The 26,941-nt window shown below is 73.3% G+C and carries 22 protein-coding genes; 6 read left to right on the forward strand and 16 right to left on the reverse strand.

What is annotated here, in order from left to right; all coding sequences use genetic code 11:
- Nucleotides 1–108 precede the first annotated feature (108 nt).
- From U5640_RS10900 to U5640_RS10925, 6 genes are read right to left on the reverse strand one after another with little or no spacing between them, the layout of a single operon-like run.
- A complete protein-coding gene (locus U5640_RS10900; protein ID WP_340375590.1) occupies nt 109–1,527 on the reverse strand; it encodes an FAD-dependent oxidoreductase in 1,419 nt (472 codons plus the stop codon).
- A 12-nt stretch (nt 1,528–1,539) separates the two neighbouring features.
- Nucleotides 1,540–2,340, reverse strand: coding sequence for an ABC transporter permease (locus tag U5640_RS10905; RefSeq protein ID WP_340375591.1), 801 nt, complete (start codon nt 2,338–2,340; stop codon nt 1,540–1,542).
- Nucleotides 2,340–3,269: an ABC transporter permease gene (locus U5640_RS10910; protein WP_340375592.1), complete on the reverse strand. Its 930-nt coding sequence runs from the start codon at nt 3,267–3,269 to the stop codon at nt 2,340–2,342. The genes U5640_RS10905 and U5640_RS10910 overlap by 1 nt, the downstream gene beginning before the upstream one ends.
- A 1-nt stretch (nt 3,270) precedes the next feature.
- Nucleotides 3,271–4,416, reverse strand: coding sequence for an ABC transporter ATP-binding protein (locus U5640_RS10915; protein ID WP_340375593.1), 1,146 nt, complete (start codon nt 4,414–4,416; stop codon nt 3,271–3,273).
- A 5-nt stretch (nt 4,417–4,421) separates the two neighbouring features.
- Nucleotides 4,422–5,657 (reverse strand): spermidine/putrescine ABC transporter substrate-binding protein, encoded by a 1,236-nt coding sequence (locus U5640_RS10920; protein WP_340375594.1) that lies wholly within the window; start codon nt 5,655–5,657, stop codon nt 4,422–4,424.
- A 52-nt stretch (nt 5,658–5,709) separates the two neighbouring features.
- On the reverse strand, nt 5,710–7,263 hold the full coding sequence (locus tag U5640_RS10925) for a gamma-aminobutyraldehyde dehydrogenase (RefSeq protein ID WP_340375595.1): 1,554 nt from the start codon (nt 7,261–7,263) through the stop codon (nt 5,710–5,712).
- A 211-nt stretch (nt 7,264–7,474) separates the two neighbouring features.
- Here U5640_RS10925 and U5640_RS10930 point away from each other — a divergent pair, with 211 nt between their 5' ends.
- Nucleotides 7,475–8,032, forward strand: coding sequence for an NADAR family protein (locus U5640_RS10930; RefSeq protein WP_340375596.1), 558 nt, complete (start codon nt 7,475–7,477; stop codon nt 8,030–8,032).
- Between the two features lie 7 nt (nt 8,033–8,039).
- Here U5640_RS10930 and U5640_RS10935 read toward each other — a convergent pair whose 3' ends face one another.
- Entirely contained in the window at nt 8,040–8,876 is an 837-nt protein-coding gene (locus U5640_RS10935; RefSeq protein ID WP_340375597.1) for a DUF4190 domain-containing protein, read from the reverse strand.
- 101 nt (nt 8,877–8,977) lie between these two features.
- Here U5640_RS10935 and U5640_RS10940 point away from each other — a divergent pair, with 101 nt between their 5' ends.
- Nucleotides 8,978–10,207 (forward strand): adenosine deaminase, encoded by a 1,230-nt coding sequence (locus U5640_RS10940; RefSeq protein WP_340375598.1) that lies wholly within the window; start codon nt 8,978–8,980, stop codon nt 10,205–10,207.
- A gap of 33 nt (nt 10,208–10,240) precedes the next feature.
- Nucleotides 10,241–10,969, forward strand: a complete 729-nt coding sequence (locus U5640_RS10945) for a glycerophosphodiester phosphodiesterase (RefSeq protein ID WP_340375599.1) — start codon at nt 10,241–10,243, stop codon at nt 10,967–10,969.
- Here the strand turns inward: U5640_RS10945 and U5640_RS10950 are convergent.
- Nucleotides 10,924–12,681, reverse strand: a complete 1,758-nt coding sequence (locus U5640_RS10950) for a sigma-70 family RNA polymerase sigma factor (protein WP_340375600.1) — start codon at nt 12,679–12,681, stop codon at nt 10,924–10,926. The genes U5640_RS10945 and U5640_RS10950 overlap by 46 nt on opposite strands.
- Before the next feature lie 264 nt (nt 12,682–12,945).
- Here U5640_RS10950 and U5640_RS10955 point away from each other — a divergent pair, with 264 nt between their 5' ends.
- Together U5640_RS10955 and U5640_RS10960 are read left to right on the forward strand one after the other, a co-directional pair.
- Nucleotides 12,946–14,094: a serine hydrolase domain-containing protein gene (locus U5640_RS10955; RefSeq protein ID WP_340375601.1), complete on the forward strand. Its 1,149-nt coding sequence runs from the start codon at nt 12,946–12,948 to the stop codon at nt 14,092–14,094.
- A 106-nt stretch (nt 14,095–14,200) separates the two neighbouring features.
- Complete coding sequence (locus U5640_RS10960) at nt 14,201–15,073, forward strand: hypothetical protein (RefSeq protein ID WP_340375602.1); 873 nt, start codon at nt 14,201–14,203, stop codon at nt 15,071–15,073.
- Nucleotides 15,074–15,088: 15 nt separating this feature from the next.
- Here U5640_RS10960 and U5640_RS10965 read toward each other — a convergent pair whose 3' ends face one another.
- Nucleotides 15,089–20,872 carry a TIR domain-containing protein gene (locus U5640_RS10965; protein ID WP_340375603.1) on the reverse strand — a complete coding sequence of 1,928 codons (5,784 nt, stop codon included), beginning with the start codon at nt 20,870–20,872 and terminating at the stop codon, nt 15,089–15,091.
- 107 nt (nt 20,873–20,979) lie between these two features.
- Between U5640_RS10965 and U5640_RS10970 the strand changes: the two genes are divergently transcribed.
- Nucleotides 20,980–22,248, forward strand: a complete 1,269-nt coding sequence (locus U5640_RS10970) for an SLC13 family permease (RefSeq protein WP_340375604.1) — start codon at nt 20,980–20,982, stop codon at nt 22,246–22,248.
- Here the strand turns inward: U5640_RS10970 and U5640_RS10975 are convergent.
- The 7 genes from U5640_RS10975 to U5640_RS11005 form a co-directional block, all read right to left on the reverse strand.
- Nucleotides 22,202–23,095 carry an inositol monophosphatase gene (locus U5640_RS10975; protein ID WP_340375605.1) on the reverse strand — a complete coding sequence of 298 codons (894 nt, stop codon included), beginning with the start codon at nt 23,093–23,095 and terminating at the stop codon, nt 22,202–22,204. The genes U5640_RS10970 and U5640_RS10975 overlap by 47 nt on opposite strands.
- Nucleotides 23,067–23,339: a hypothetical protein gene (locus U5640_RS10980; protein WP_340375606.1), complete on the reverse strand. Its 273-nt coding sequence runs from the start codon at nt 23,337–23,339 to the stop codon at nt 23,067–23,069. Before U5640_RS10980 ends, U5640_RS10975 begins: the two co-directional genes overlap by 29 nt.
- A gap of 422 nt (nt 23,340–23,761) precedes the next feature.
- Nucleotides 23,762–24,721, reverse strand: a complete 960-nt coding sequence (locus U5640_RS10985; protein ID WP_340375607.1) for a hypothetical protein — start codon at nt 24,719–24,721, stop codon at nt 23,762–23,764.
- A gap of 77 nt (nt 24,722–24,798) precedes the next feature.
- Nucleotides 24,799–25,305: a hypothetical protein gene (locus tag U5640_RS10990; protein WP_340375608.1), complete on the reverse strand. Its 507-nt coding sequence runs from the start codon at nt 25,303–25,305 to the stop codon at nt 24,799–24,801.
- On the reverse strand, nt 25,289–25,795 hold the full coding sequence (locus U5640_RS10995) for an RNA polymerase sigma factor (protein ID WP_340375609.1): 507 nt from the start codon (nt 25,793–25,795) through the stop codon (nt 25,289–25,291). The genes U5640_RS10990 and U5640_RS10995 overlap by 17 nt, the downstream gene beginning before the upstream one ends.
- Nucleotides 25,792–26,436 carry a class F sortase gene (locus U5640_RS11000; protein ID WP_340375610.1) on the reverse strand — a complete coding sequence of 215 codons (645 nt, stop codon included), beginning with the start codon at nt 26,434–26,436 and terminating at the stop codon, nt 25,792–25,794. Before U5640_RS11000 ends, U5640_RS10995 begins: the two co-directional genes overlap by 4 nt.
- On the reverse strand, nt 26,433–26,801 hold the full coding sequence (locus U5640_RS11005) for a sortase-dependent protein (protein ID WP_340385047.1): 369 nt from the start codon (nt 26,799–26,801) through the stop codon (nt 26,433–26,435). The genes U5640_RS11000 and U5640_RS11005 overlap by 4 nt, the downstream gene beginning before the upstream one ends.
- Nucleotides 26,802–26,941 lie beyond the last annotated feature (140 nt).

The raw sequence follows: 26,941 nt of genomic DNA on the forward strand, positions 1-26,941 counted from the left end.
ACGCGGTCGCGTCAGGAGGGAGAGGGAGGTCCCGGCCGGGCATTACGCGGGTTCTCGTCACCCGTCGGAGTGAAGCAGGTCACCCTGTCCACCGCCGCGGGGGCGGGGTCAGCTGTCGAAGCCGAGGCCCAGCCGGTCCATGGTCCGCAGCCACAGGTTGCGCCGCCCGCCGTGCGCGTCGGCCCGGGCCAGCGACCACTTGGTGAGGGCGATGCCGGTCCAGGCGAACGGTTCGGGCGGGAAGGGCAGCGGCTTCTTGCGGACCATCTCCAGCCGGGTCCGCTCGGTGTCCTCCCCCGCCAGCAGGTCCAGCATCACCTCGGCACCGAACCGGGTGGCCCCGACGCCCAGGCCGGTGTACCCGGCGGCGTAGGCGACCTTCCCGTGGTGGGCCGTGCCGAAGAACGCGGAGAAACGGGAACAGGTGTCGATCGCGCCGCCCCAGGCGTGCGTGAAGCGGACGCCCTCCAGCTGCGGGAAGCAGGTGAAGAAGTGGCCGGCGAGCTTGGCGTACGTCTCGGGCCGGTCGTCGTACTCGGCGCGCACCCGGCCGCCGTACGGGTAGATCGCGTCGTACCCGCCCCACAGGATCCGGTTGTCCGCGGACAGCCGGAAGTAGTGGAACTGGTTGGCGGAGTCGCCGAGGCCCTGCCGGTTCTTCCAGCCGATCGCGCCGAGCTGCTCCGGGGTGAGCGGCTCGGTCATCAGGGCGTAGTCGTAGACCGGGACGGTGTACGCCCGCACCCGTTTGACCAGGCTCGGGAAGATGTTGGTGCCGAGGGCGACCTGCCGGGCCCGGATCCGGCCGTACGGCGTGCGGACGCTCATCCCGGCGCCGTACGGCTTCAGGTCCAGCGCGGGGGTGTGCTCGTGGACGCGGACACCGAGCCGGACGCACGCCTCTTTCAGGCCCCAGGCCAGTTTGGCGGGGTGGAGCATCGCCACGCCCCGCCGGTCGTACAGGCCCGCCTCGAAGGTGGGTGAGGCGACCTGCTCGCGGACCTCGTCGGCGTCGAGGAACTCCAGGCCGTCGGCGAGGCCCTTGCGTTCGAGTTCCTCGTACCAGTCGTGCAGTTGCCACGCCTGGTACGTCTCGGTGGCGACGTCGATCTCGCCGGTGCGCTCGAAGTCGCAGTCGATGCCGTGCCGGGTGAGGGCCGCCTCGATCTCGTCGAGGTTGCGGGCGCCCAGCTCCTGGAGGGTGCGGATCTCGTCCGGCCAGCGGGCGAGGCCGTTGGGCAGCCCGTGAGTGAGGGAGGCCGCGCAGAAGCCTCCGTTGCGGCCCGAGGCGGCCCAGCCCACCTCGCGGCCCTCCAGCAGCACCACGTCCCGGCGCGGATCGCGCTCCTTGGCGACGAGCGCGGTCCACAGTCCGCTGTAGCCGCCGCCGACGACCAGCAGGTCGCAGCTGTCGGCGCCGGTGAGCGCGGGTTCGGGGCGGGGCCTGCCGGGGTCTTCCAGCCAGTACGGCGACGGCTGGGCGTCGGAAAGAGAAGTGATCCACCGGTTCATGGCGCTCGGGGCCATGATTTCAACTCCCTACGCTTTTTGTCGGTTGCGGCGGTTGCCGATGACCATCGAGGTCAGGACGAGGAGGACGGCGATCAGGAACATGGCCGTACCGATGACGTTGATCTGGACGGGCGTGCCGCGCTGGGCCGATCCCCACACGAACATGGGGAAGGTGACGGTCGAGCCGGCGTTGAAGTTGGTGATGATGAAGTCGTCGAAGGAGAGCGCGAAGGCGAGCATCGCGCCGGCCGCGATCCCGGGGGCCGCGATGGGCAGGGTGACCCGCAGGAAGGTCTGCGCCGGTCCGGCGTAGAGGTCCTGGGCGGCCTGTTCGAGGCGCGGGTCCATGGAGAGCACGCGTGCCTTGACGGCGACCACGACGAAGCTGAGGCAGAACATGATGTGCGCGATCAGGATCGTGTAGAAGCCCAGCTGCGCGCCCAGGTTGAGGAAAAGGGTGAGCAGCGAGGCGGCCATGACGACCTCGGGCATCGCCATCGGCAGGAAGATCAGCGAGTTGACGGAGCCTCGCGCGCGGAAGCGGTAGCGGACCAGCGCGAAGGCGATCATCGTGCCGAGCAGGGTGGCGCCGATGGTCGCCCAGATCGCGATCTGGAGGCTGAGCGACAGCGAGCCGCACATTCCGGCGACGCCGCAGGGGTCCTTCCAGGCGTCGAGGGAGAACTGCTGCCATTCGTAGTTGAAGCGTCCCTTCGGTTTGTTGAAGGAGAACACCGTGACCACGACGTTGGGCAGCAGGAGATAGCCGAGGGTCAGCAGTCCCGCGATGACGACGAGATGGCGCTTGAACCAGTTGAGGACAGGCATCAGACGAGATCCTCCGTCCCGGCCCGGCGGATGTAGAGGGTGACCATGAGGAGGATCGCGGCCATCAGGATGAAGGAGAGGGCCGCGGCCGTCGGATAGTCCAGCACGCGCAGGAACTGCGTCTGGATCACGTTGCCGATCATGCGGGTGTCGGTGGAGCCGAGGAGTTCGGCGTTGACGTAGTCGCCGGCCGCCGGGATGAAGGTGAGCAGCGTGCCGGAGACGACTCCGGGCATCGACAGCGGGAAGGTCACCTTGCGGAAGGTGGTGAGCGGCGTGGCGTACAGGTCGCCGGCCGCCTCGTGCAGGCGGGCGTCGATGCGTTCCAGCGAGGTGTAGAGCGGCAGGATCATGAACGGCAGGAAGTTGTACGTCAGTCCGCAGACCACCGCGAGCGGGGTGGCGAGGACCCTGTCGCCGGAGGTCCAGCCGAGCCAGTCGGTGACGTCGAGGACGTGCACGGTGTTGAGGAACGACACGACCGGTCCGCTGTCCGCGAGGATCGTCTTCCAGGCGAGGGTGCGGATCAGGAAGCTGGTGAAGAAGGGCGCGATCACCAGGATCATGATCAGGTTCCGCCAGCGTCCGGCGCGGAAGGCGATCAGGTACGCCAGGGGGTAGCCGAGGATCAGGCACAGGATCGTCGCGGCGGTCGCGTAGAGGACCGAGCGGAGGAACTGCGGCCAGTACTCGCTCAGCGCGTCCCAGTAGGTCGCCAGGTGCCAGGTGACCTTGTAGCCCTCCTCCAGGGAGCCCGTCTGCACGGACGTGGAGGCCTGGTAGATCATCGGCAGGGCGAAGAACACGACCAGCCAGAGCAGGCCGGGCAGCAGCAGCCAGTACGGCGTCAGCCGGCCCCGCTTGCGCGGCGGCTTCTTCTGGGGCTCCGCCGGGGAGAGCGGCGGGGGTGCCTCGGTCAGTGTGGCCATCTCAGACCGCCGCCTGTTCGTCGATGCCGGCGTCGATGTCCTGGGCGGCGTCCAGCCCGAAGGTGTGGCCGGGGCTCCAGTGCAGGACGACGTCGGCGCCGGGGGCGAGTCGGGCGTCGCGGTCGATGTTCTGGGCGTAGACCTCGAACTCGGGGCAGACCGCGCTGTCGATGACGTACTGGGTGGAGACGCCGATGAAGGAGGAGTGGGCGATCTTCCCGGTGATGCGGTTGCGGCCCTCGGGGATCTCGCCCGCGTCGTCGGCGTGGGTGAGGGAGATCTTCTCCGGGCGGACGCCGACCAGGACCTTGCCGCCCGCCGTCGTGGGCGCCGAACAGCGCGCCTCGGGCAGGACGAGCTTGCCGCCGCCGGCCCGGAGCACGATGTCGTCGCCGTTCTTGGTGTCGACCTCGGCCTCGATGAGGTTGGAGGTGCCGAGGAAGTTGGCGACGAACGTGGTCTGCGGGTTCTCGTAGAGGTCGGTGGGCGAGCCGAGCTGCTCGACACGGCCCGCGTTCATCACGGCGACCGTGTCGGCCATGGTCATGGCCTCCTCCTGGTCGTGCGTGACATGCACGAAGGTGATGCCGACCTCGGTCTGGATGCGCTTGAGCTCCAGCTGCATCTGGCGGCGCAGCTTGAGGTCGAGGGCGCCGAGGGGCTCGTCGAGGAGGAGCACCTTGGGGTGGTTGATGAGGGCGCGGGCGACGGCGACGCGCTGCTGCTGGCCGCCGGAGAGCTGGTGGGGCTTCTTGCGGGCCTGCTCGCCGAGCTGGACCAGTTCCAGCATGTCCTCGACCTGCTTCTTCACCGACTTGATGCCGCGTCGGCGCAGGCCGAAGGCGACGTTCTCGAAGATGTCGAGGTGCGGGAAGAGGGCGTAGGACTGGAAGACGGTGTTCACCGGGCGCTTGTACGGCGGCAGGGCGGTGACGTCCTGGTCGCCGAGGTGGACGGTGCCGCTGGTGGGCTCCTCCAGGCCGGCGATCATGCGCAGGGTGGTGGTCTTGCCGCAGCCGGAGGCGCCGAGCAGGGCGAAGAACGAGCCCTGCGGGACGGTCAGGTCGAGCGGGTGCACGGCGGTGAAGGCGCCGTAGGTCTTGCCGATGCCGGAGAGGCGGACGTCGCCGCTGCTGTCCTTGGTCATGATCGTCACGCCCCTGTGAGCTTCGCGAACTTCTGCTGGTAGGCCGTCTCTTCCTTCGAGCTCAGGGAGCGGAAGGCGTGGGACTTGGCCTGCGTGGCCTTGTCGGGAAGGATCAGCGGGTTGTCCGCCGCCGACTTGTCGATCCGGGCGAGGTACGGCCTCACGTCCGCGACCGGACTGACGTAGTTGATGTACGCGGCGAGTTCGGCGGCCGGCTCGGGCTCGTAGTAGTAGTCGATGAGCCGCTCGGCGTTGGTCTTGTGGCGCGCCTTGTTGGGGATCAGCATGTTGTCGGTGGACGTCATGTAGCCGCTGTCCGGGATGACGTAGGCGACGTCCGGGTTGTCGGCCTGGAGCTGCACGATGTCGCCGCCCCAGGCGACGCAGGCCGCCAGGTCGCCCTTGCTGAGGTCGGACGTGTAGTCGTTGCCGGTGAAGCGGCGGATCTGGCCCTTGTCGACGGCCTTCTGGAGGCGGGCGATCACCGCGTCGTAGTCGTCGTCGGTGAACTTCCCCGGGTCCAGGCCCATGTCGAGCATGGTCATGCCGACGGTGTCGCGCATCTCGGTCAGCAGGCCGACCCGGCCCTTGAGCGCCGGGTTGTCGAGCAGGTCGGAGACCGACTTCACCTCGACGCCGTCGAGCGCCTTCCTGTTGAAGGCGACAACCGTCGAGATGCCCTGCCAGGGGTAGGAGTAGGCGCGCCCCGGGTCCCAGTCGGGGCTCCTGAACTGCTCCGAGAGGTTGGCGAAGGCGTGCGGCAGGTGGGACGCGTCGAGCTTCTGGACGTACCCGAGCCGGATCATGCGGGCGGCCAGCCAGTCCGTGAGGACGATGAGGTCGCGTCCGGTGTCCTGGCCGGCGGCGAGCTGCGGCTGGATCTTGCCGAAGAACTCGTCGTTGTCGTTGATGTCCTCGGTGTACTTGACGGAGATGCCGGTCCGTTTGCGGAACGCGTCCAGCGTCGGGTGCCGCTTGCCGCTGTCGTCGACGTCGATGTACTCGGGCCAGTTGGAGAAGTTGACGACCTTCTCCTGCGCGGAGTGGTCGTCGGCGGAGACGCCTCCCTGGCTCTTGCCGGCCGCGGGGATGCCGCAGGCGCTCAGCGCTCCGACGCCGCCCAACGCGAGCGCGCCGCCCATCAGCGACCGGCGAGTCATGGCGGCCCTGCCACTGCGGAGACTGCGCCGCACGGCGGCCAGTTCGACCGGGGTCGGGCGGTCGGGCTCGTACTGCCTCATGCGCTTGATGCCCTTTCGGGAAGCCGGCCGCGGTGGGCGGCCGGGGCTGTGACTATCGGTCCCCGAAGATCGTGCGGTGCCAGGGCTTCCGGGCGACCGCCGTGTTATCGAACATAACGTGCTTGATCTGTGTGTACTCGTCGAACGAATACGCTGACATGTCCTTGCCGAAGCCGGAGGCCTTGTAGCCGCCGTGGGGCATCTCGCTGATGATCGGGATGTGGTCGTTGATCCACACGCACCCGGCCTGGATCTCGCGTGTCGCGCGGCCCGCCCGGAAGACGTCCCGGGTCCACGCGGAGGCGGCGAGCCCGTACGGGGTGTCGTTGGCCAGCCGGATGCCCTCGTCGTCGGTGTCGAACGGCAGGACCACCAGCACCGGGCCGAAGATCTCGGACTGGACGACCTCACTGTCCTGGGCGGCGTCCGCGACGAGCGTGGGACGGTAGTACGCGCCGTCCTTCAGCTCTCCCCGGTCGCCCTGCGGGGCCTCGCCGCCGGTCACCACGCGCGCGTAGGCACGGGCCCGCTCCACGATCGCGGCGACGCGGTCGCGCTGGACGTGGGAGACGAGCGGGCCGATGTCCGTGCCGGCCGCGAACGGGTCGCCGACCCGGACGCCCGCCATGAGGGCGGAGGTCGCCTCGACGAAGGCCTCGTACAGGGGCCGCTGCACGTACGCGCGCGTGGCGGCCGTGCAGTCCTGCCCGGTGTTGATGAGGGCGCCCGCCACGGCGCCGTGCACGGAGGCCTCCAGGTCGGCGTCGTCGAAGACCACGAAGGGCGCCTTGCCGCCGAGCTCCAGGTGGAGGCGCTTGACGGTGGCCGTGGCGAGCTCGGCGACGCGCCTGCCGACGGCGGTGGAGCCGGTGAAGGAGGTCATCGCCACGTCGGGGTGGCCCACGAGGTGCTCACCGGCCTCCCTGCCGGTCCCCGTGACGATGTTGATCACCCCGTCGGGGATGCCGGCGTCGGTCGCCGCCTGCGCGAAGAGCAGCGAGGTCAGCGGGGTCAGCTCGGCGGGCTTCAGGACGATCGTGTTGCCCGCGGCGATCGCCGGGAGGATCTTCCAGGCCGCCATCTGGAGGGGGTAGTTCCAGGGGGCGACGGAGCCGACGACCCCGATGGGCTCACGGCGGACGTACGAGGTGTGGTCACCGGAGTACTCCCCGGCGGCCTGGCCCTGGAGATGACGGGCGGCGCCCGCGAAGAAGGCCGTGTTGTCGATCGTCCCCGGCACGTCGAACTCACGCGTCAGCTTCAGCGGCTTGCCGCACTGGAGGGACTCCGCGCGGGCGAACTCCTCGGCGCGGTCGGCGAGGACGGCGGCGAGGCGGTGCAGGGCGTCCGAACGCTCGCCGGGCGTGGCGCCCGACCAGCCGGGGAAGGCCGCGCGGGCGGCGGCGACGGCCGCGTCCACGTCGGCGGCGGACGCCAGCTCGTACGTGTACACCTCCTCGCCGGTGGCCGGGTCGATCACGGCGTGGGTGCGGCCCGAGGTGCCCCGGGTGAGGCGGCCCGCGATGTACTGAGCGCCTTCCGTGAAGCGTTCCCGCGCGGGGAACCGGTCGGGGGTGTCCGGGGTGGCGGTGCCCGGGTTCTGCATGTCGCTCTCCTCCGCCTTCGCCCCGCCTTGCGCGGGGGCCGGTGGCGTAGCTCCAGCCTGATTTGAGTGCCGATCCTGACAGAGCAATGCCACTCCAACAAGTGATTCCGTTGTTGCCTTTTGGTTACGCGACGGAATCTGTCGACCAGGTGTCGAGTCGGGACGGAAAAGGCAGGACGCAGTGTCAGTGGTGCCTGCCATGCTGGCGTGCATGGAGACGATCGATGGTCTGGACACCCTGGTCAGGGAGGTCCGGGCGGGGGCGAGGATCAAGTACCTGCACTTCTGGGGACACCGGCCGCGACCGGACGGCCGGCTGGGTCCGGGCTGCCTGAGCCAGTGGTGGCCGTCACCGTTCGTGGTGGACGGGGTGACCTATGCGACGGCCGAGCACTGGATGATGGCGGAGAAGGCCCGTCTCTTCGGTGACCCGGAGGCGGAGCGGCAGGCCCTGGCCGCCTCGCACCCGTCCCGGGCGAAGAAGACGGGCCGCCTGGTGCGCGGGTTCGACGAGGAGACCTGGCAGCGGGAGCGGTTCCGGATCGTCGTGGAGGGCAGCGTCCACAAGTTCCGCTCCACCCCCGAACTGACCGGCTTCCTCCTCGGCACCGGCGACCGCGTGCTGGTCGAGGCGAGCCCCGTGGACCGCGTCTGGGGCATAGGTCTGGCAGCCGCCGACGAGGCGGCGGCCGACCCGGAGCGCTGGCGGGGGCCGAACCTGCTGGGCTTCGCGCTGATGGCGGCGCGGGCGCGGCTGCGGGAGGGGTGACCCGGCCTCAGACCGGGATCAGGAAGACCAGGGTGCCCAGGCCCGCTCCGAGGAGGACGCCCGCGATGCCCAGGATGATGCCGGCCAGGGCCTGCCCCGGGTTGGTGGCCTCGCCCCGGCTCGCCTTCCGGCGGCCGATCGCGCCGAAGACCACGCCCATGAGGCCGACCACGATCGCCGCCGGCCATATGCAGAAGAACACGGCCGAGGCGATGCCCAGCACCATGCCGGTGACACCGATCCCGTTGCTCTCGACGGGAGGCATACCGGGCCAGTGGTAGCCGGCCTGGGCGAGGGCGGGGTGGCCGTAGGTTTCGGGGTGGCCGTACGGCACCCGGCCGGGACCGTCCGGCGAGATCGGCGGCGGGGGCACCACGCCGGTGGGGGCGAGGGGCGGCGCAAAGGGGTGGGGGGGCGGTCCGGCCGCCAGCGTCGCCGGGTCCGGCGGCGGGAAGGACGCGAAGGCACCGTGGGGCTGCGGGGCGACGGGGGCGACCCAGGGGCCGGGCAGCGTGGCGCCGTCGGTGGGGGGAGGGGGCACGGGCGCGGGGTCGGGGGCGGAGCCCTCCGCGAGGGGCAGGTCGTCGGGCCGCACGTCGTCGCACCGCACGTCGTCGGACCGCGCTCCGCCCGAGGAGGCAACGTCCGACGGGGCAACGTCCGACGGGGCCGCGTCCGAGGGTGTCGCGTCCGAGGGTGTCGCGTCGGCCCCGCTCCCTTCCGCCGCCTTGCCCAGCGGCACCCCGGGGACAGCGTCCCCAAGACCGGCCGGCTCGGCGGGAGCGGGGGCGGGCCATGTCTCGCGACCGGCGTCACCGGCCGGAGTCGGCGCGTCGTCGGACATGCACGGGATCCCCTCTGTCGAACGTTCCGTCATGCTAAGGCCCGAGCAACGGCCCCGAAGGCCGGGCCGCAGAGCCGGCAGCGCGCAGGCCACGCCCACCCGTGACCGTCCGGCCTCCCCCGCACGCGGTCGACCGGGCCGCCTACGATGATCCTGACTCACCGATCAGCCGATCACCCGCGTCCCGTCCGGCCCCTCTCACGGCCGGGGACGCCGTCCCAGGGGAGGACCCCTTGACCGACCGCCTCGACGCCTCCGCCGCGTCCGGCACGCCCGCCGGCCCCACCGCGTACGCCGGAGCCCGCGATCTGCACGCGTTCATCGCCGGGCTGCCCAAGGCCGAACTGCACGTCCACCACGTCGGCTCCGCCTCCCCCCGGATCGTCGCCGAGCTGGCCGCCCGGCACCCCGACTCCAAGGTGCCCACCGACCCCGAGGCCCTCGCCGACTACTTCACCTTCACGGACTTCGCGCACTTCATCGACGTGTACCTGTCCGTCGTGGACCTCATCCGCACCCCGGAGGACGTCCGGCTCCTGACGTACGAGGTGGCCCGGGACCTGGCCCGCCAGCAGGTGCGGTACGCCGAGCTGACCATCACGCCGTACTCCTCGACCCGGCGCGGCATCGACGAGCGGGCCTTCATGGACGCGATCGAGGACGCCCGCAAGGCCGCCGAGGCGGAGTTCGGGACGGTGCTGCGGTGGTGCTTCGACATTCCCGGTGAGGCGGGGCTCGAGTCCGCCGAGGTGACCGCGCGGCTGGCCACCGACGACCGGCTGCGGCCCGAGGGGCTGATCTCCTTCGGTCTCGGCGGCCCCGAGATCGGTGTACCGCGCCCGCAGTTCAAGCCCCACTTCGACCGGGCGATCGCCGCGGGCCTGAGGTCCGTGCCGCACGCCGGCGAGACGACCGGCCCGCAGACCGTGTGGGACGCGCTCACCCACCTGCGCGCCGAGCGGATCGGGCACGGCACCAGCTCGGCCCGGGACGAGAGGCTCCTCGCGCATCTCGCGGAGCACCGCATCGCGCTGGAGGTGTGCCCCACCTCCAACATCGCCACGCGCGCGGTCCGCACCCTCGACGAGCACCCCATCAAGGAGTTCGTGCGGGCGGGCGTGCTGGTCACGATCAACTCCGACGACCCGCCGATGTTCGGCACCGACCTGAACAACGAGTACGCGGTCGCCGCCCGGCTCCTCGGCCTCGACGAGCGGGGCGTGGCGGAGCTGGCGAAGAACGCGGTCGAGGCGTCCTTCCTGGACGCGCCCGGCAAGGTGCGGATCGAGGCCGAGATCGACACGTACACCGCCGGGTGGCTGTCCGCCTGATCGGCGGACTCCCGCCCCGGACACAATGGGCCCATGCAGACGCTGACTGCCGTGGCCCATCGCGGCGCCCCCTACCGCTTCCGTGAGAACACGCTCGACTCCCTGCGTTCCGCGCTCGCCCAGGGCGCGGACGCCGTCGAGTTCGACGTACGCCTCACCCGGGACGGTGTGCCCGTGCTGTTGCACGACGAGACGCTCAAGCGGCTGTGGGGTGCGGACCGGCCGCTGCGGTCGCTGTCGGCGGCCGAGGTGCGCGGGCTCACGGACGGCGGGGTACCCACGCTCGCGGAGGCGCTCGCGGCGACCGGGGAGAGCCGGGTGATGATCGACCTGCCGGGCACCCGGGACGTACGGCAGGCACGGCGGGTCGTGGACGCCGTGCGCGAGGCGGGGGCGGCCGACCGCGCCTACTACTGCGCCGGTGCCGAGGAGATGCTCGCCGTCCGCGCGGCCGACCCGGCCGCCGAGATCGCACTGACCCGCACCAGCCTGGCGCCCACGCGTCCGGTCCTGCTCGACGCGGTCAAGCCGCGCTGGCTGAACTACCGTTTCTCCCTGGTCGACCGGGCCCTGGCCGACCGGGTCCACCGGGGCGGCCATCTGCTGTCGGTGTGGACCCCGGACACCCGCCGCGCGATGCGCCGGCTGATCGCCCTGGGCGTCGACTCGATCACCACCAACCGCATCGACGTCCTGACCGTCCTCAGGGACACCCGTCAGCCCCGTCGGTCCTCCGGCTGCACGGAGACGCGGGAGGCCTGAGGGACCGTCGCCGGGTCGGCCGGGGTGTCCCGGGTGGCGTACTGCGGGACGGGGGTGTCGTCGCCGCCGGTGTCGCGGACCAGTCCGTAGCGCCCCGCGCCCTCGGGCGGGCCGGTGACGATGTCCTTCTCCACGGCGTCCCAGGTGCTGGGGAAGACGCTCACGCCGTAGTCGGCGCCGCGCTCGTTCACGGTGAGGGTGACGCTGCCGTCGACGTAGAAGTACTCGTTCTGCCACATCTGCTGGGTGCCGGGGGGCAGGACGGCGTAGCCGGTGGCGGCGCTGCCCATGCCGGTGGCGGTGGGGTCGGTGGCGCTCGTCCGGTCGTCCATGCGGCGGCCGCCGCCCGAGGCCACGTGGAACAGCCGGCCCTTCAGGCCCGTCCAGGCGGGCGGGACGAGGCTGCCGGCCCGGTACTGCGGCGAGATCTGCCAGCGCACCAGGACATAGCCCTGGCCGGTGAGGGTGACCGCGTCCCCGCGGTGGTTCAGGACGGCGTGGGCACCGCCGGTGCTGGTGACGCCGGACGCGGGCCGGTGCGGCAGGGCGCCGGGCGCGGTGCCGGGGGCCGGCGCGGTGTCCACGGCGTCGACGACACTGCCGTACACCGCCTTCTCCGTCTTCTCCGTCTTCTCCGTCTTCTTCGTCTTCTTCGTCGCCGAGGGGGACGGGGAGGGCGAGGGGGACGCCGACGGTGAGGCGGACGGGGTGGCCGGGCCCGGCGGCCGCCCGGTGGTGCTCGCCGCCGTGGGCAGGGTGGCGGTGCGCGGGGGCGGGTCGTCGGGCGTCTGTACGGCGACGTAGACGCCGCCCGCCGCGAGGGTGGCGCCGGCCGTCATCGCGACGGCGGGTTTGGTGAGCGCGCCCAGCACCTTCGCGGACCAGCCGAGGGAGGCGGAGCCCGCCGCGGCGGCCGCGGTCTTGCCGCCGAGGCCGAGGGCGAGCGTGAAGCCGACCGGGACGGGGACCAGCGCGATGCCGACGAGCAGCCGCTCCGCCGGTACGACGCTCTCGCGGGTGTCCCCGCAGTAGCCGCAGCCGCGGATGTGCCGGGCGAGCCGTTTGCGCCAGACGGAGTCGGGGCGGCCGTTCCAGCGGGCGGTGACCTCGCGCAGGTCGGGGCAGGCGCCGTCGAGGGCGCGCACGATGCCCCGGGAGACCTCCAGGCGCTCCTTCACCCGCTGGACGCGCACGGCGGCGTGCTGCCGGCTGATGCCGACGGCGGCGGCGAGCTCACGGCGGGTGAGTTCACCGGCGACCTCCAGCCACCAGAGGGACAGCAACTGCCGGTCCTCGTCGTCCAGCCAGCGCACCGCCTCCGCGACCTCGCGTCGCTGGCCCTCCAACTGGAGCCTGAGCACGGTGAGTTCGGCGAAGTCGGCGGCGCCTTCGGGGGCCGTGCTCTCGTCGAGGCGGGTGGCGGTCCGGCGGCGCGCCCGGTCGCGGATCTGGCGCATGGCGATGGCCACCAGCCAGGAGCGGAAGCTGTCGGGGTCGCGCAGGGAGGCGAGGTTGTCGACGGCGCGCAGCATGGTCTCCTGGACGACGTCGTCGACGTCGGCGTGGCCGTTCAGGGCCCGGCCGACGATGTTGTAGACCAGCGGCAGCCAGCCCGCGACCAGTTCGTCCAGCGCCTGCCGGTCACCGGCCTGCGCGGCGGCGACGGTGGCCCGCCAGTGCCGCCCGGCCTCGGCGTCGGCGTACGTCCTCATGTCCGCACCCTCTCAGCCGCGACCCCGCTGTTGGCAATGTCGCAGATCACACCGAGGGGACGGCCGAGCCGGCCACGGGATAACAGTTTTTCGCCACCCGTAGGGGACGGCCCGCACAACTCCCCCATTCAGCAGCCGAGTTGACCCAGGGACCGATCAGGGCCGACGCCCTCCCCGCTGAGGATCCGCTCTCGCCCGGTCTGCCCGAAGCTCATCACGCGCCCCTGTCGATCACCGATGCACCCCACCCCCAGGAGTTCCCGTATGCGCGCCCGACGCCGCACGACCGTCCTCGCCACCGCAGTCGTCCTGGCCCTCGCGACGGCCGGACCGCTGGCCGCGGGCCCCGCCTTCGCCGCACCCGTGACCCGGCCGGCGAGCACGCTCGACGAACAGGCCCTCGCCGCCGCGATCACCGGCCTCCCCGACGCCGACGCGACCGCCGCCCTCGTCCGCGTCGGCGGCACGGACGGCACCTGGCGCGGCAGCTCGGGCGTGCACGACCTGGAGAGCGGTACGGCGGCGGACCCGGACGGCCGGTTCCGGGCCGGGTCGACGACGAAGGTGGTGACGGCGGCGGCCGTGCTGCGGCTGGCGGCCGAGGGGAGAATCGACCTCGACCGGCCGATCCAGCGCTATCTGCCGGGCCTGCTCGGCAGGCAGTTCCGGCCGGTCACGGTGCGGCAGCTGCTCAACCACACCAGCGGCATCCCGGCCGGGGACGGCCTCGGCGAGACCTTCGAGGAGCTGTACGCCCACCGCTTCGACACGCTCACCCCGCAGCAGGTGGCGGCGTCGGCGGGGGCGAAGCAGCCCGAGTTCTGCCCCGGGAGGAAGCAGCACTACCTCAACATCAACTACACGTTCCTCGGGCTGCTGATCGAGAAGGTGACCGGGCGGTCGTACGCCTCCGAGGCGACACGGCTGGTGCTGGCGCCGGCCGGGATGCGGGACACGTACTTCCCGGGCGCCGATCCACGCATCCTCGGCCCGCACAACCTCGGCTACCAGGCGGTGGAGAGGGCCGACGGGACGACGGAGTTCCTGGACGTCACCGAGTGGAACCAGGCGGACCGGTTCGCGGCCGGGGACATGATCTCCACGACCGCCGACCTGGAACGGCTGCTCGTCGTCCTCTTCAAGGGCCGGATCGTGCCGGAGCCGCAGCTCCGGGAGATGTTCACGGTCCCGGCGGACATCCCCGGCGCCGCCTACAGCGCGGGGCTCACACGGTTCGAACTCGGCGGGCGGGTCTACTGGTTCAAGTCGGGCGGCCGCTACGGCTACAACGCGGCGATCGCCGCCACCCGCGACCTCGGCCGCACCCTCGTCTACTCGGTCAACGCGACGGACGCGAAGAGCGAGGACGCGAACCCGGTCGTCGGGCGGATCATCGCTGCCGCCCTCCGGTGAGCGACGGGGCGGGATGACCGGATACCGACGATCAGGTACCCCCAGGGGGTATATTCTCCTTCACAGGATACCCCCCTGAGGTACCCAGCGACGACGGGAGCCCGCCATGACACCCCTCCGGACGATCGGCTCGTTCTCCGCCGCGCTCGCCGTGGTCTTCGGCGCCGCCTACGGCATCGGGGCGGCGGTCGGGCCGGGCTCGGCGGCGGCCGGGCCCTCCGGCCACGGTCACGCGCGCTCCGAGGCGGCGGAGTCCGTCGACCCCACCCCCGCCGGGCTCCAGGTCTCCCAGGGCGGCTACACGCTCGACCTGGAGACCCGAAGCCTCACCGCCGACCGCCCCGGCATCCTGCGCCTCACCGTCCGGGACGCGCACGGGCAACCGGTCACCGCCTACGCGACCGAGCACACCAAGCGGCTCCATCTGATCGTCGCCTCCCGCGAGCTCACCGCCTACCGCCACCTCCACCCCACTCTGGCCGCGGAAGGCACCTGGAGCACCCCGGTCGACCTCCCGGCGGCGGGCTCCTACCGCGTCTTCGCCGACTTCCGTCCGGCCGGGGCGGAGGAAGGCCTCACCCTGGGCGCCGACCTCACCGTCACCGGGCGGTACACAGCGACCGCGCCGCCCGCGCTCTCCGCCACCACCAGCGTCGACGGCTACACCGTCACCCTCGACGGCGGTCTGAAGGCCGGGGCGGAGAGCGACCTCACCTTCACCGTCGAGCGCGGCGGCCGGCCGGTCACCGCCCTCCAGCCGTACCTCGGCGCCTACGGCCACCTGGTCGCGCTGCGCGCGGGCGACCTCGCCTATCTGCATGTGCACCCGCACGACGAGGCGACGGCGGGCCGGACCTCGGGCCCGGACGTCTCCTTCGCCGCGACCACGCCCGGCGCGGGCACCTACCGCCTCTTCCTGGACTTCGAGGCGGCCGGGACCGTGCACACCGCGGCCTTCACCGTGCGTACCCCGCACTAGGCCGGGTCCCGGGCCTCACCTCAGCGGCTCCTCGGGTGCCACGTTCCGGACCCCCGGAAGATGGCCGTCCAGCTCCCCCGGCTCGAACCGGCACATGCCGACCGCGTGCCAGAACTCGCCGGTGACGTCACCCTCGTACTTGTAGCCGCCGGAGGGTGCCAGCGCGGCCCAGCCGCCCGGCAGGCCGACCAGGGTGGCGCGCAGGGCCGCCGGGCCGTCGGCCGGGACCTCCCACAGCCTGACCGTGCCGTCCTCGCCGCCACCGGCCAGCAGGGAGCCGTCGGGGCTGAAGGCGACCGCCAGGACCCGGCCGGTGTGGCCGCGCAGCACCGCCTTCTCCCGGCCGGTGTGGGCGTCCCAGAGCCGGACCGTGCGGTTGTCGCCCGCCGTCGCCAGCAGCGGGCGCAGCGGATGCGCGGCGGCCGTCCACAGCTTGCCGGTGTGCCCGGACAGCCGGTGCACGGCCACCCCGTCCCGCCAGATCACGGCGTCCCCGTCCCAGGAGGCGCTCGCGAGCCAGGAGCCGTCGGCGGCGAACGCCACCGCGTACACCCGGTCGGTGTGTCCGTCGAGGACGGCGGTGATCCGGCGCTCGTCCAGCTGCCACAGGCGCACCCGGCGGTCGTCGCAGCCGGTGGCGAGGACCTGCCCGTCGGGCCGGAAGGCGATGGAGCGGACCCGGCCGAAGTGCTCGCCGATGGTGACGACATGGGCGCCGGTGGCCCGGTACCAGAGCCGGACGGTGTCGTCGTCGTTGGCGGTGGCGAGGAGTTCGCCGTCGGGGCTGAACGCCTCGGCCCAGACGTGGTCGGTCTCGACGTCCATCTCGCGCTGGTACTCGCCCGTCGAGGCGTTCCACAGGTACATGTCGCCGTCGCTGCTCGCGGTGGCGAGGAGGCTGCCGCCCGGGCTGAACACGGCCGAAACCAGCCGGTCGCTCTGACCGGTCAGCTCGCGCAGCCGCTGCCCGCTGCGGGGGTCCCACAGCCGGATCACGCCGTCGTTGCCGCCCGCCGCCAGTATCGAGCCGTCGGAGCTGAAGGAGAGCGTGCCGATCCGCCGCCCGTGGCCGCGCAGGATGCGCCGGCCCTGGCTGGTGGCGGGGTCGTGCAGCCGTACGACCCCGTCGTTGCCGCCGGTCACGAGGAGGGCGCCGGCGTCCGGGGCGGAGCCCTCGCCGTGCGGGCGGAACTTGCAGACCCAGACCGACCCGCGGTGCTCGGCGGGCTGGCGGGTGAGCGGCACCGCCACCGGGTCGGCGCCCGGCTCGACCCGCCAGAGCCGGACCACGCCCTGGCTGTCCCCGGCGGCGAGCAGGGTCCCGTCCGGGGCGAAGAGCACCTGGTAGACGGCGCCCCGGCAGCCGCCCAGCAGCCCGGCGCCGGCCCCTTCGGCCAGATCCCACAGCCGCACCTCCCCCTCGGTGTCGCCGCTCACCAGGTAGCGGCCGCCGGGGTGGAAGTCGAGGGTGTAGACCCGGCCGGCGTGCCCGGTGAACTCGTGCCGCAGGCTGCGGTCGGCGGTGTCCCAGATCCGTACCGTGCCGCCCTGCCGCTCGTCGCCGCGGTCGCCGGTGGCGAGCAGCGTGCCGTCCGGGCTGAACCGCGCCCGGTACACCGCCTCGTGATGGCCCGGCAGTTCCCCGGTCCACCGCCCGGTCGCCAGGTCCCACAGCCGTACGGAGGTGGAGGCGTCCCCGGTGACCAGGGTGGCGCCTCGGGGGTCGAAGGCCACGGTGTAGACGGGTGCGGCGTGGCCGGGCAGCCGGTGCAGCGGGGTGCCGGTGGCGGTGTCCCAGACGGTGACCACGCCGTCGGCGTCCCCGGTGGCCAGCAGGGAGCCGTCGGCGTCCAGCACGACGGGCCACACCCCGCGCGGATGGATGTCCAGCAGCCGCAGACAGCGCCCGGAGACCGGGTCCCACAGGCGGACGGTCCCGTCGGCGCTGCCGGTGGCGAGGACCCGCGCGCGGAACTTGACGGCGTAGACGCGGTCGGTGTGGCCCTCCAGGGTGCGCAGGGCGGTGCCGGTGGCGGCGTCGCAGACCAGCACCCCGCCGTCCTCGGCGCCGACGGCGAGGAGTTCGCCGTCGGGGCTGTACGAGATCGGTTCGGGCAGTCTGCTGGTGCGCATGTCGAAGCCGTACGGCACGCCCACCGCGGAGGGCCGGAAGCCCGAGTCGACGGCCATGCCGGGGGCCAGGGCGGCGGCGGCCAGTTCCGGCGCGCGCAGCAGCCGCTGGTCGGCGGTGGCGGCGACGAGGGCGGCGCGCTGCCAGCGGCCGCCCTCGACCCGGGCGCCGGTCAGGTCGGTGCGGATCAGCCGGGCCCGGCGCAGGTCGGCGCCGCGCAGATCGGCGTCGGAGAGGTCGGCGCCGTCGAGCCGGGCGCCGGTCAGCCGGGCGTCGCGCAGGACGGCGCCGGCCAGGTTGGCGCCGACCAGCCGGGCGTCGGTGAGGTCGGCGCGGGTGAGGTCGACGCCGGAGAAGTCGCGGTAGGAGAGGTCCTCCCCGGCGAGCGCGGCGCCGCGCAGATCGGTGTGGGCGGGCACCCGCAGCCGGGAGAGGATCTTCACGGCGTTGGCGCGGGCCACCTCGTCCTCGTCGTCGGCGAGGGTGCGCTCGGCCCACTCCTGGCAGGCGCGGTGGTCGGCGAGGTCGCACAGGAACTCCACGGCGAGCTGGCTGAGCCGGCGCCGGGTGAGCAGGGCGCTGTCGCCGCCGATCAGCCTGTTCGCGCACTCGCGGGCGATGAGCCACTCCACCACCGAGCCGTGGATGAACCGGAACACCCCGTCCTCGCTGCGCACCAGCAGACTGCCGGAGCCGACGGCGTGCGCGGCCTGCCCCGGGGAGAGCCGGCTCGCGGCGAGTCCGGTGAGGGTCTCGGCCACATCGGTCAGCTCGTCGAGCCGCAGCGACTCCTGGCCGGTCTGCCACAGGCGCAGGGCGAGGGCGGTGACCGCGCTCCACAGCTGGTCGACGCCGAGTCCGGGGGCGCGCCCCGGGCCGCCGGTGGCGCGCTGTTCCTCGAAGGTCAGCCAGGCGGTGAGGACCTCCTGGTAGAGCCCGGCGGGGCTGAGGGCGCGGCCGGCCCCGGCGACGGCGCGCAGCTGGTCGTCGTCGAGGTCGGCGACGAAGCCGAGGAGGCGGGGGTTGCGGCACAGGGCGAGCAGATCGGGGATGGCGTCGAGCAGCCGGATCCGGCGGTCGGCGGCGCGCTCGTCGCCGTCGTAGCGGTTGACCAGGAAGGCGCGGATCTGCTGCGGGGTGAACTCCTGGACGGCGAGCACCCGTCGGTGCGGCAGCATCCCGACCCGCTCGCCCAGCGCGGTGAGCACCTGGCCCTGGGAACGGAAGTGCTGGGTGCGGCTGCTGACGACGATCTTGGCGCTGTCCACGGCGGAGTCCAGCAGCACCTGGAGCCGCTCGGCGGCCCGGTCGTAGGTGACGCGGGTGACGAGTTCGTCGAAGCCGTCGAAGAGCAGCACGATCCGGCCCTGCTGGAGCATGTACCGGAAGGCCCGCAGGTCGATGTTGTCGACGCCGTGCGCGGCGAGGTGGGCGGCGACCAGGCCCTCGAAGGAGTAGGCGCGGTCGAGTGTGTTCAGCTCCACCAGCACCGGGACGAGGTGCGGCAGTTCGGCGGGGACCCGGCGGGCCAGCTCGCGCAGGGCGAAGGTCTTGCCGTGGCCGAAGTCGCCGAGCAGCAGCAGGAAGCGGCCCTGGTCGGAGTCGAGGAGGCGGAGCATGGCGTCGACGAGTCCGTCCCGGTCCTCCGCGTCGAGCCGCTCGATCTCGCGGTAGCGCTGCGGGAGGTACATGCCCGGGGGGTAGCGGGGGTCGGTGCGCAGCCGTTCGCTCTGGGCGTCGACGTAGGCGCGCAGGTCGAGCAGGCCCTGGAACTCGGTGAAGCTGCGCACCCGGACGCCTCTGCGGCGGGCCAGGTCCCTGAGGTCGCGGGCGGGCGGGGGGCCGTCGTGGACGAGTTCGGCCTCGGTCTCGGAGTCGGCGGCGTGCACCAGGGCGACGACCCGGTCGACGTCCTGGGCGGTGGGAGTGCCGGTGTGGACCGCGACGCGCTGCTGGCGGACGAAGCCCGACTGGGTCCAGGTGACGAGGAGCTGGGGCACGGGCCCGTCGACCGGGCGGATCTGGGCGCCCTCGTGCCGGGTGCGGCAGACCTCGGCGACCCGGGCGAGCAGCACCTCGGCCGGGGACTGCACGGCGCGCGGCTCGGGGTCCGGGGCGCGGGCGGCCTCCGGGTCGGCGGCGGTGGCGTCGGCGGGGCCGAAGGCGCGGTGGGCGCGGTGCCATTCGACCCGGTCCTGCCGGGGTTCGCCGGGGCCGGGCCAGGTCGCGAGTCCGTCGCGGCCGATGCGCAGCAGCCGGTGCCGGCCGGGTGCGGCGGTGCCGAGCAGGGGCAGTTCGCCGGTGGAGGTGGTCAGCAGCGGGCGGGTGCCGGGGCCGGCCGGGCCGTGCAGCAGCAGATGGAGGCGGGGTGCGGTGAGGCGGGCGAGGACGTCGGTGTCGCGCAGCGGGCCGGAGCCGTCCCGGGCGGCGGTGCGCAGGACGCCCTGCGGGGTGGTGCCGGGGGCGTGGCGCAGGGCGCCGATCCGCAGCCAGCCCTCCTGTTCGTACGGTCTGAGGGCCTGGGCGAACCAGGCGGCCTGCTCGCGGCCGACCATGCCGTACTGGTCGTCGAGCCGGTGGCTGTACGCCATGGAGGAGTTGAGGCCGGCGACGACGGTGTGCAGTTCGGGCACCGGGAAGAGGGTCCAGGGCTGGTCGCTGTCGAAGACGACGTCGAGCCCCTGGTAGACCTCCTGGAAGATGCGGGCGAAGTGGCGCCACTTGGGCCAGTAGGGCGGCCGGGGCGGCATCTCGTCGGCCTCGCAGGTGCTGAAGTAGGCGCGGCAGGCGGCCTGGTTGACGTCGTGGCCGCCGGGGACGAGGGCGACGCGGTGCGGTTCGAGGCCGAGCAGGGCGCGCAGTCCGGTGAGGAAGGCGAGCGCCTGGTCGAACTCGCGGGGGCTGCCGGAGGCGGTGAGGTCGCCGGTGACGACCAGCAGGTCCGGGGAGGGTGCCCCGGCGTCGGTGTGTTCGACGAGGTCGCCCCAGATCGCCGCCTGGAGTTCGGCCGGGTCCTGGCCGCGTCCGAAGACGGGTCCGGCCAGGTGCATGACGGTGACCGCCTCGCGGACGGCGGGGTTGGTGCCGGTGCGCGGGTAGGCGGGCGGGGCGGGGGGTCTGCGGCGGCCGGCCCAGCCGAGACCGCCGAGCGGGCGGGGCGGCGGGGGTGCGACGGGCACGGCCGGTGCGGGCGGCACGGGCTGTCCCTCGCCGGGGTAGCCGGGCCGCAGACTGGGGCGGGCCCGGCCGTCGAGGGCCTGCCGGACCCGGGTGAGCAGCAGGTCGCGGGCGGCGGCCTGATCGGTCACCGGGACGAGGTCGACGTAGGTGATGGTGGCGAGGAGCCCCTCGACGGGGATGTCCTCGACGCGGACGGTGATCAGCCGCCGCTCGGGCACGTCCGGGTCGGCGCGCAGGGCGGCCTGCCACTCCATCCGGCCGTACCGCGACCGCTCGTAGTTCCGCGACAGTACGGCGATGACGGCCGCGGACTCGCTCACCCCGCGGTCCATGAAGTCGACGAAGTTGGTGCCCGGCACGAAGTCCCAGGCCTGCAGGACGGTCCGGTAGCCGGCCTCCTCCAGGGTCCAGGCGATCCAGGACGCCCAGCGCTCGTCGGCGGGCGAGTAACTGACGAAGAAGTCCAACGGCCCGGTGCTACCGGTCATCTGACGGTCCCCCATGTATTCATGATGCAATGGACGAGCGTCGTTTTGGACTGATTTCGCGCCAACCCCCTGGTCCCGCGGGAGCACAACTGTGCGACCCTTCCCCCGTGTCTGTCATACGGCGTCTGCATGTACTGGACCGGGTGGCGGTCGCCCTGCTCACGACCGGACTGCTGTGCGTGGCCTCGGGGCTGCTGCCGGCCGCGGACGCGGGGGACGCGATGCGCCGGATCGCGCCGCTGCTGGCGTTCCTCGCCACGGTGATCGTGCTGGCCGAACTGACCAGCCGGGCCGAGGTGTTCGACGTGGTGGCGGCGCGGGTGGCACGGGCGGGCCGGGGCAGCTACCCCCTGCTCTTCCTCCTCTGCGTGGCCTTCGCGTCGATCACGACGATCTCGCTGAACCTGGACACCACGGCGGTGCTCCTGACGCCCGTGATGCTGGCAATGGCCGGCCGGGTCGGCATCGCGGCGGTGCCGCTGGCGATGACGACGGTGTGGCTGGCCAACACGGCGAGTCTGCTGCTGCCCGTCTCCAATCTGACGAACCTGCTGGCGGCGGACCGGGTGGCGCTGTCCTCCCTGGGCCTGGCCGGCCGGATGTGGGCCCCGCAGCTGGCGGCGATCACCGTGACGATGGCCTGCCTGTGGGGCTTCTACTGGCGCCGGGACAGCCGGACGCCACCGGCACCGGCACCGGCACCGGCCGACGCGGCGCGAGTCGACGTGGAGGGGGGCGCGGACGGGGGCGCGGAGAGCGGCCGGCGCTATGTGCCGCCCGGGGTGCACCGGCCCGGTGATCCCGTCGTGTTCCGGGCCTGTGCGCTGGCGTGCGCGGGTTTTCTGCTGGCCATCCTGGTCGCGGACGTGGAGCTGTGGGTGGCGTCGGCGACGGCCGCCGCGGTGGCCGTCGTGGCGTTCGCGGCGCGGGAGCGGAAGGCGTTGCGCTGGTCGCTGGTGCCGTGGCGGCTGCTGGTGATGGTGCCGGGGATGTTCCTGGTGGTGGAGACGGTCAACGCGCACGGGCTGCACGCGCTGCTGTCCTCCGCGGTCGGCCACGACGGCGGCGCCCTGGGCCAGTTCCGTGCCGCGGCGGTCGGCGCCGGACTGTCCAACGTCCTGAACAACCTGCCCGTCTACCTGGCGGGCGAGGGCGCGGTCCCGGTGGGCAACCACGACCAGCTCCTGGCCCTGCTGATCGGCACCAACGCGGGCCCGGTCATCACTCCGTGGGCTTCCCTGGCGACCCTGCTCTGGTACGAGCGGTGCGTCGCGTACGGCGTACGGGTGCCGGTGGCCCGGCTGATGGGCACGGGCGCGGTGCTGGCGGTCAGCGCGGTCGCGGCGTCGGTGGCAGCGCTGGCGCTGACCCGCTGACCGCGGCGGCCGCGGCGTCGGTGGCCACCAGGTCCAGCAGCCGGGGCAGCAGCTCGGGGCGGGCGGCGACGAAGGAGCGGTCCGTGTCGGGGCCGGTGAAGGACGCCGGGAAGTCACGGCCGTCCAGGTGGCACAGGGTCACCCCGGCCTCGCGGGCGAGCAGCGCGCCGGCCGGGAGGTCGATCGCCTCGGCGCGGTAGCCGACGAAGCCGTCGATGTCACCGCGGGCGAGCATGGCCCAGGCGACCAGGGGCGCCCAGAGCTGGAGCAGTCGGCGCGAGCGCAGTTCGAGGGTGTGGCGCAGGGCGCGGGCGGCGGGGTCGTCGCGGCGGACCGCGTGCCCCTGGGTCCAGGCGAGGAGCGGTCCGGCGGGTGCGGCCGGGCGGCGGAGGGGGGCGAGCCTGCCGTCCGGGCCGTGGGTGCCGGCCCCGTGCACGGCCGACCAGGTGCGGCCGGTGACCGGTTCGTGCACCACGCCGACCACCGGCAGCGCGTCGACGCAGAGCGCGATGCCGACGACGTAGACGGGCAGCCCGATCACCACGTTGTTGCTGCCGTCGAGGGGGTCCACGAGCCAGGTCCGGCCGCCGCCGTCCGCGGCCCCCGTCCCACCGGACTCCTCCGCGAGGATCCGGTCGTGCGGGAAGTCCTCCCGGATCCGGTCCGTCACCAGCCGTTCGGCCAGCAGGTCCAGGTCGGTGACGACGTCACCGCTGCCGCCCTTGGGCCGGGCGGTGAAGCCGTCCGGGAAGCGCGAGCGCAGCAGGGCGCCCGCGGCCTCGGCGGCCGCCACCGCCGTACGGCACTCCGGGCCGAGGTCAGCCGGCACAGGGGGGTTCGGACTCATGGATCCTCCTGAGCGCGGCCTGGGCGATCCGGGCGGTCTGGGCCGCGTCGCACATCCTGCGGACCACCCGGTGCCCCGGTGCCCGCAGCGGGCCCAGGGAGAGGTCCGCCCGGCCGGGCAGGGTCCGGCCCAGCACCAGCGTGGCGGTCGGACGGCCGTCCGGGACCACGGTGGTGTGGAACTCCCCCGCCGGGAGGGCGTAGGTCTCGACCCCGGGAGCTGGTCTGGCCGGGGCCCGGCACACAGCGCACCAGCCGTCTGGTGGGCCGCAGTTCGTCCACGCCGGTGGGACGGCTGAGCACCTCGAAGACCCGGTGGGTGGGTTCCGCGACCCCCTCGGCCACCCCCATCCGCCGGTTGTCCAGGCGGCCGTACAGCACCGTGCTGATCAAGTCCCAGCTGTGCGAGTGCACCTGATGATCGGTCAGGATCGGGTCCGTCGGTCCGAAGACGTGGACGCAGACGCCGTCGGCCCCGTCCCGCAGGACGGGCAGACAGACGAACCCCAGGGGATGGCGCACCGCGCGCAGCACGCGGTGGCCGTTCACGACCTGTCGCAGTTCCGATGCGGCGTGCCGCACCAGCTCGGCGGACTCACCCCGCCGGGCGGCCCGTTCCAGGGCCGGGTAGTCCATGGTCGCCCCCCAGGGCCGGAGTCGGACGCGCTCAGCTGCGGTAGGGGTCCTCGGCGTGCAGTGCCTTGTCGACGATCTCGCCGACGTCGCGGTCGGTGAAGCTGGTCGGCAGGGGCACCCCGAGCCGGTCCATCAGGCGTCTGACCTCGTCGACGGTGGGCTCGTCGCTCAGCTCGCAGGCCTCGCGCAGATCGAGCTTGAGGCCCTGCTCGCGGCTCTGGTGCAACTCGGTGACGTAGTAGTCGTACAGCGGCCGGTCCCGTTGCACACAGAGGCTGACGCGGCGCGGGTCGTCCTGGGTGATGATCAGGCAGCTGTCGGAGAGGTCGAACCGCAGGGCGGGGGCCACCGAGTTCAGGTGCACGTCGATCTCCAGGGTGTCCAGCCGCTGCCGGTGCCAGACGGCGGCCAGGACGGTGGCGTACGACTCCTTGCGGGTGCGTTCGGTGGTCCAGCCGCCCGCGTCGTCGTGGCCGAAGGTGCGGCGGAAGCGGGCGTAGGCCTCGCAGACCCGGGCGTCGGCCGGATTGACGATGTCGATCTTCATGCTGAGGGCGCGGCGCTGCCGCTGGGCCTCCAGGACGCACTGGGGCAGGGTGACGGCCCGCAGATAGGTGCCGGTGCCGCCCTTGAACACCCAGCGGGTGGTGGAGCGGCGGGCCTGTTCGTGGGCGAGGGTGACCTCGGGTCCGGCCAGCGAGCGCACCATGGCCAGGTCCTCGATGGCCCGGCCGGTCGCGGCGGTGGCGGCCCGGATGTCGGCCATCCGCCGCCGGCGCTCGGTCAGCGAGCCGTACACGAGGGCGGCCAGCACGAGCAGGATGGACCCGGTGACGACGTTGTTGTCGCGGTCGAAGGCCTGGCCGGTGATGTCCAGCAGACCGACGGTCAGGGCGACCCCGATGGCGACGACCCCGTCCGCGTTGCGGACGGCCCAGGCGATCGAGTCCTCCAGCCGGCGTCCCGGCGGCTGCGGTTGGCTGCGCGACACGTCCCTCACCCTCCCCCGACGGCGACTTCCAGGGTAGGAGCAGGGACCGGTCCACGGCTACGGCGTACGAATCGGCCTCAACGGCGCGTACTCGCCGCCGAGGGCGCGCCGGACGGCGCGGCGGCGCGGGTCCGGCGGTCGGTTCCGGCGACGGAGGGGGCGTCGTGGGCCTCGCGGGGGGTGGAGCTGCGGGACGCCTTGGACGGGGTGGGGGTGTCCGGGCGTTCGGTGGCCGAGGTGTCCGGGACGACGGAGGGGAGCGGGCTGGCCGACGGGTCCGGTCCGGTGGAGGGGCTGACCCTCGGGGCCGGGGCCAGCGGGGCGACGGGGCGGGCGGGGGCGCCGGGCGTGGCCGGCCGCAGCGGCAGCAGGACGGCGAGCGCGGCGACGGCGCAGGTGGCGGCGGCCCCTGCGGCGGTGCGCAGCAGCCGGCGGCGGGACGCGCCGCGGCGGATCTCCTGGTAGCGGCCGGGCGGTGGCGCGAGATGGCCCGCGGCGGGGCGCAGGATGACGGTGAGCGGATCGTCGGGGTCGGGGCGGTCGAGGTCCGGGCCGTCGTCGAAGTCGTCAGCGGGTGTGATCAAGGCTTCTCCTCAAGTGGGCGCGGAGCAGTTCACGGGCCGCGTGCAGGTCGGCCTTGACGGTCCCTTCCTTGCGCCCGGTCAGCACGGACACCTCCCGGATCGGCATGTCAGCGTAGTAGTGCAGCAGGAGCGGCACGCGCAGCCGGTCCGGAAGCGACTGCACGAGCAGCCGGACCGAGGGGTCGTCCGGTTCGGCGGGTGGGATCACCGCGGCCTCGGCGGTGGCCCGGCGCACGGCGCGGCGTTCCCGCTCCAGCTTGCGCCAGTGGTCGCGGACCAGGTTGGCGGCGGTGACGTAGAGGAAGCCCTGGGGTTCCGCGACGGACGTCCAGCGGGCCCAGAGCCGGGTGAAGGCCTCCGAGGCGATCTCGTGGGCGGTCCCGTCGTCGTCGACGAGCCGGCGGCACCAGCCGGCGAGGCGGGGGTAGAGGGCGGCGAACAGGTCGGACGCCGCCCTCTCGCGCTCCCGGGAGCGGGCGGGCCGTTTCAACGTTCTCCCGCAGAGGTGTGGGTGGAGTCCGAGGTCAGCGCGGCGAAGACGATCACGTTGTCTCGGTAGCCGTCCCCGCTGCGGGGACCGCCGCAGGTGATGAGACGCAACTCCGGCCGGTCCACGTTCCCGTAGACGTCCTCGGTCGGGAACCGTGCCTTGTCGACGGTCCGTACCTCGGTGACGGCGAACGCGGCCGTCGTGCCGTTCCCCAGGCGCGCCGCGATCCGGTCGCCCCGGTGCAGCCGGTCCAGGTGCCGGAAGACACCGTCGCCGTACTCGCCGACCGTGACGTGGCCGAGGATCACCGACGGCCCGGTCTGGCCCGGCGTCGGCGAGTGCCCGTACCAGCCCGCCCGGTCGTGCGCCTCGACCGGCGGTACCTCCACGGTGCCGTCGGCCCGCAGTCCCAGCCGCATCAGCGGGGTGTCGACCCCGATGGCCGGGATGCGCAGCGCGACCGGCACCGAGCGCGCCAGGGGGCGCGCGGCCTGGGCGGTGCGGGTCGGGGACGCCGCGGGCGTGCGGGGGGCGGCGGAGGTGCCGGCCCCGTCGGTGGTGCGGCCGGCCGGACCGCCGCAGCCCGTCAGCACGACGGTGAGGGCCGCGGCGGCCAGGGCGCGCCTGGAGAGCGGGCTCATGCGCCGGTCGCCCTCCGGCGCCGTACGACGAGGAGGCCCGCGCCGGCCGCGGCGAACACGGCGGCGGCCGCACCGCCGCCGATGAGCGTGCCGTGGCCCTCGGAGTCCTCCGCGACACCGGTGTCGGCGGCGCCCCTCGGCACGACGCCGACCTGGCCGGGCGCGGCGGAGGGGGCCTTGGCGGCGTCCCGGGCGTCACTGCCGACACCGGAGTCACGGGTCTCCTCGGCCGGCGAGGGGACGACGCTGGCCTCGGTCGCCACGGAGCGGGGGACGGCGGACGGCGCCGCGTCGGCGAAGGCCGGGGAGGCGCCCGCCAGGAAGGCGGTGCCGAGGGCCAGGGCGGCGACGCCCGTTCGGGAGATGAGTCGCATCTGTCGCTCTCTTTCGTCGGTGCGTGGTTCGTCGGTGCGCGGTGGTTCGCTGCGCGGTTCTTCCGTGCGGTGACGGATCGAGCGGAGAGACGAGGCGGCCCGGACCCGGGTTGTAAAGAACTGGCAAAGCG

Origin of the sequence: Streptomyces sp. SS7, from assembly GCF_037993025.1 — a bacterium.
Lineage (GTDB): Bacteria > Actinomycetota > Actinomycetes > Streptomycetales > Streptomycetaceae > Streptomyces.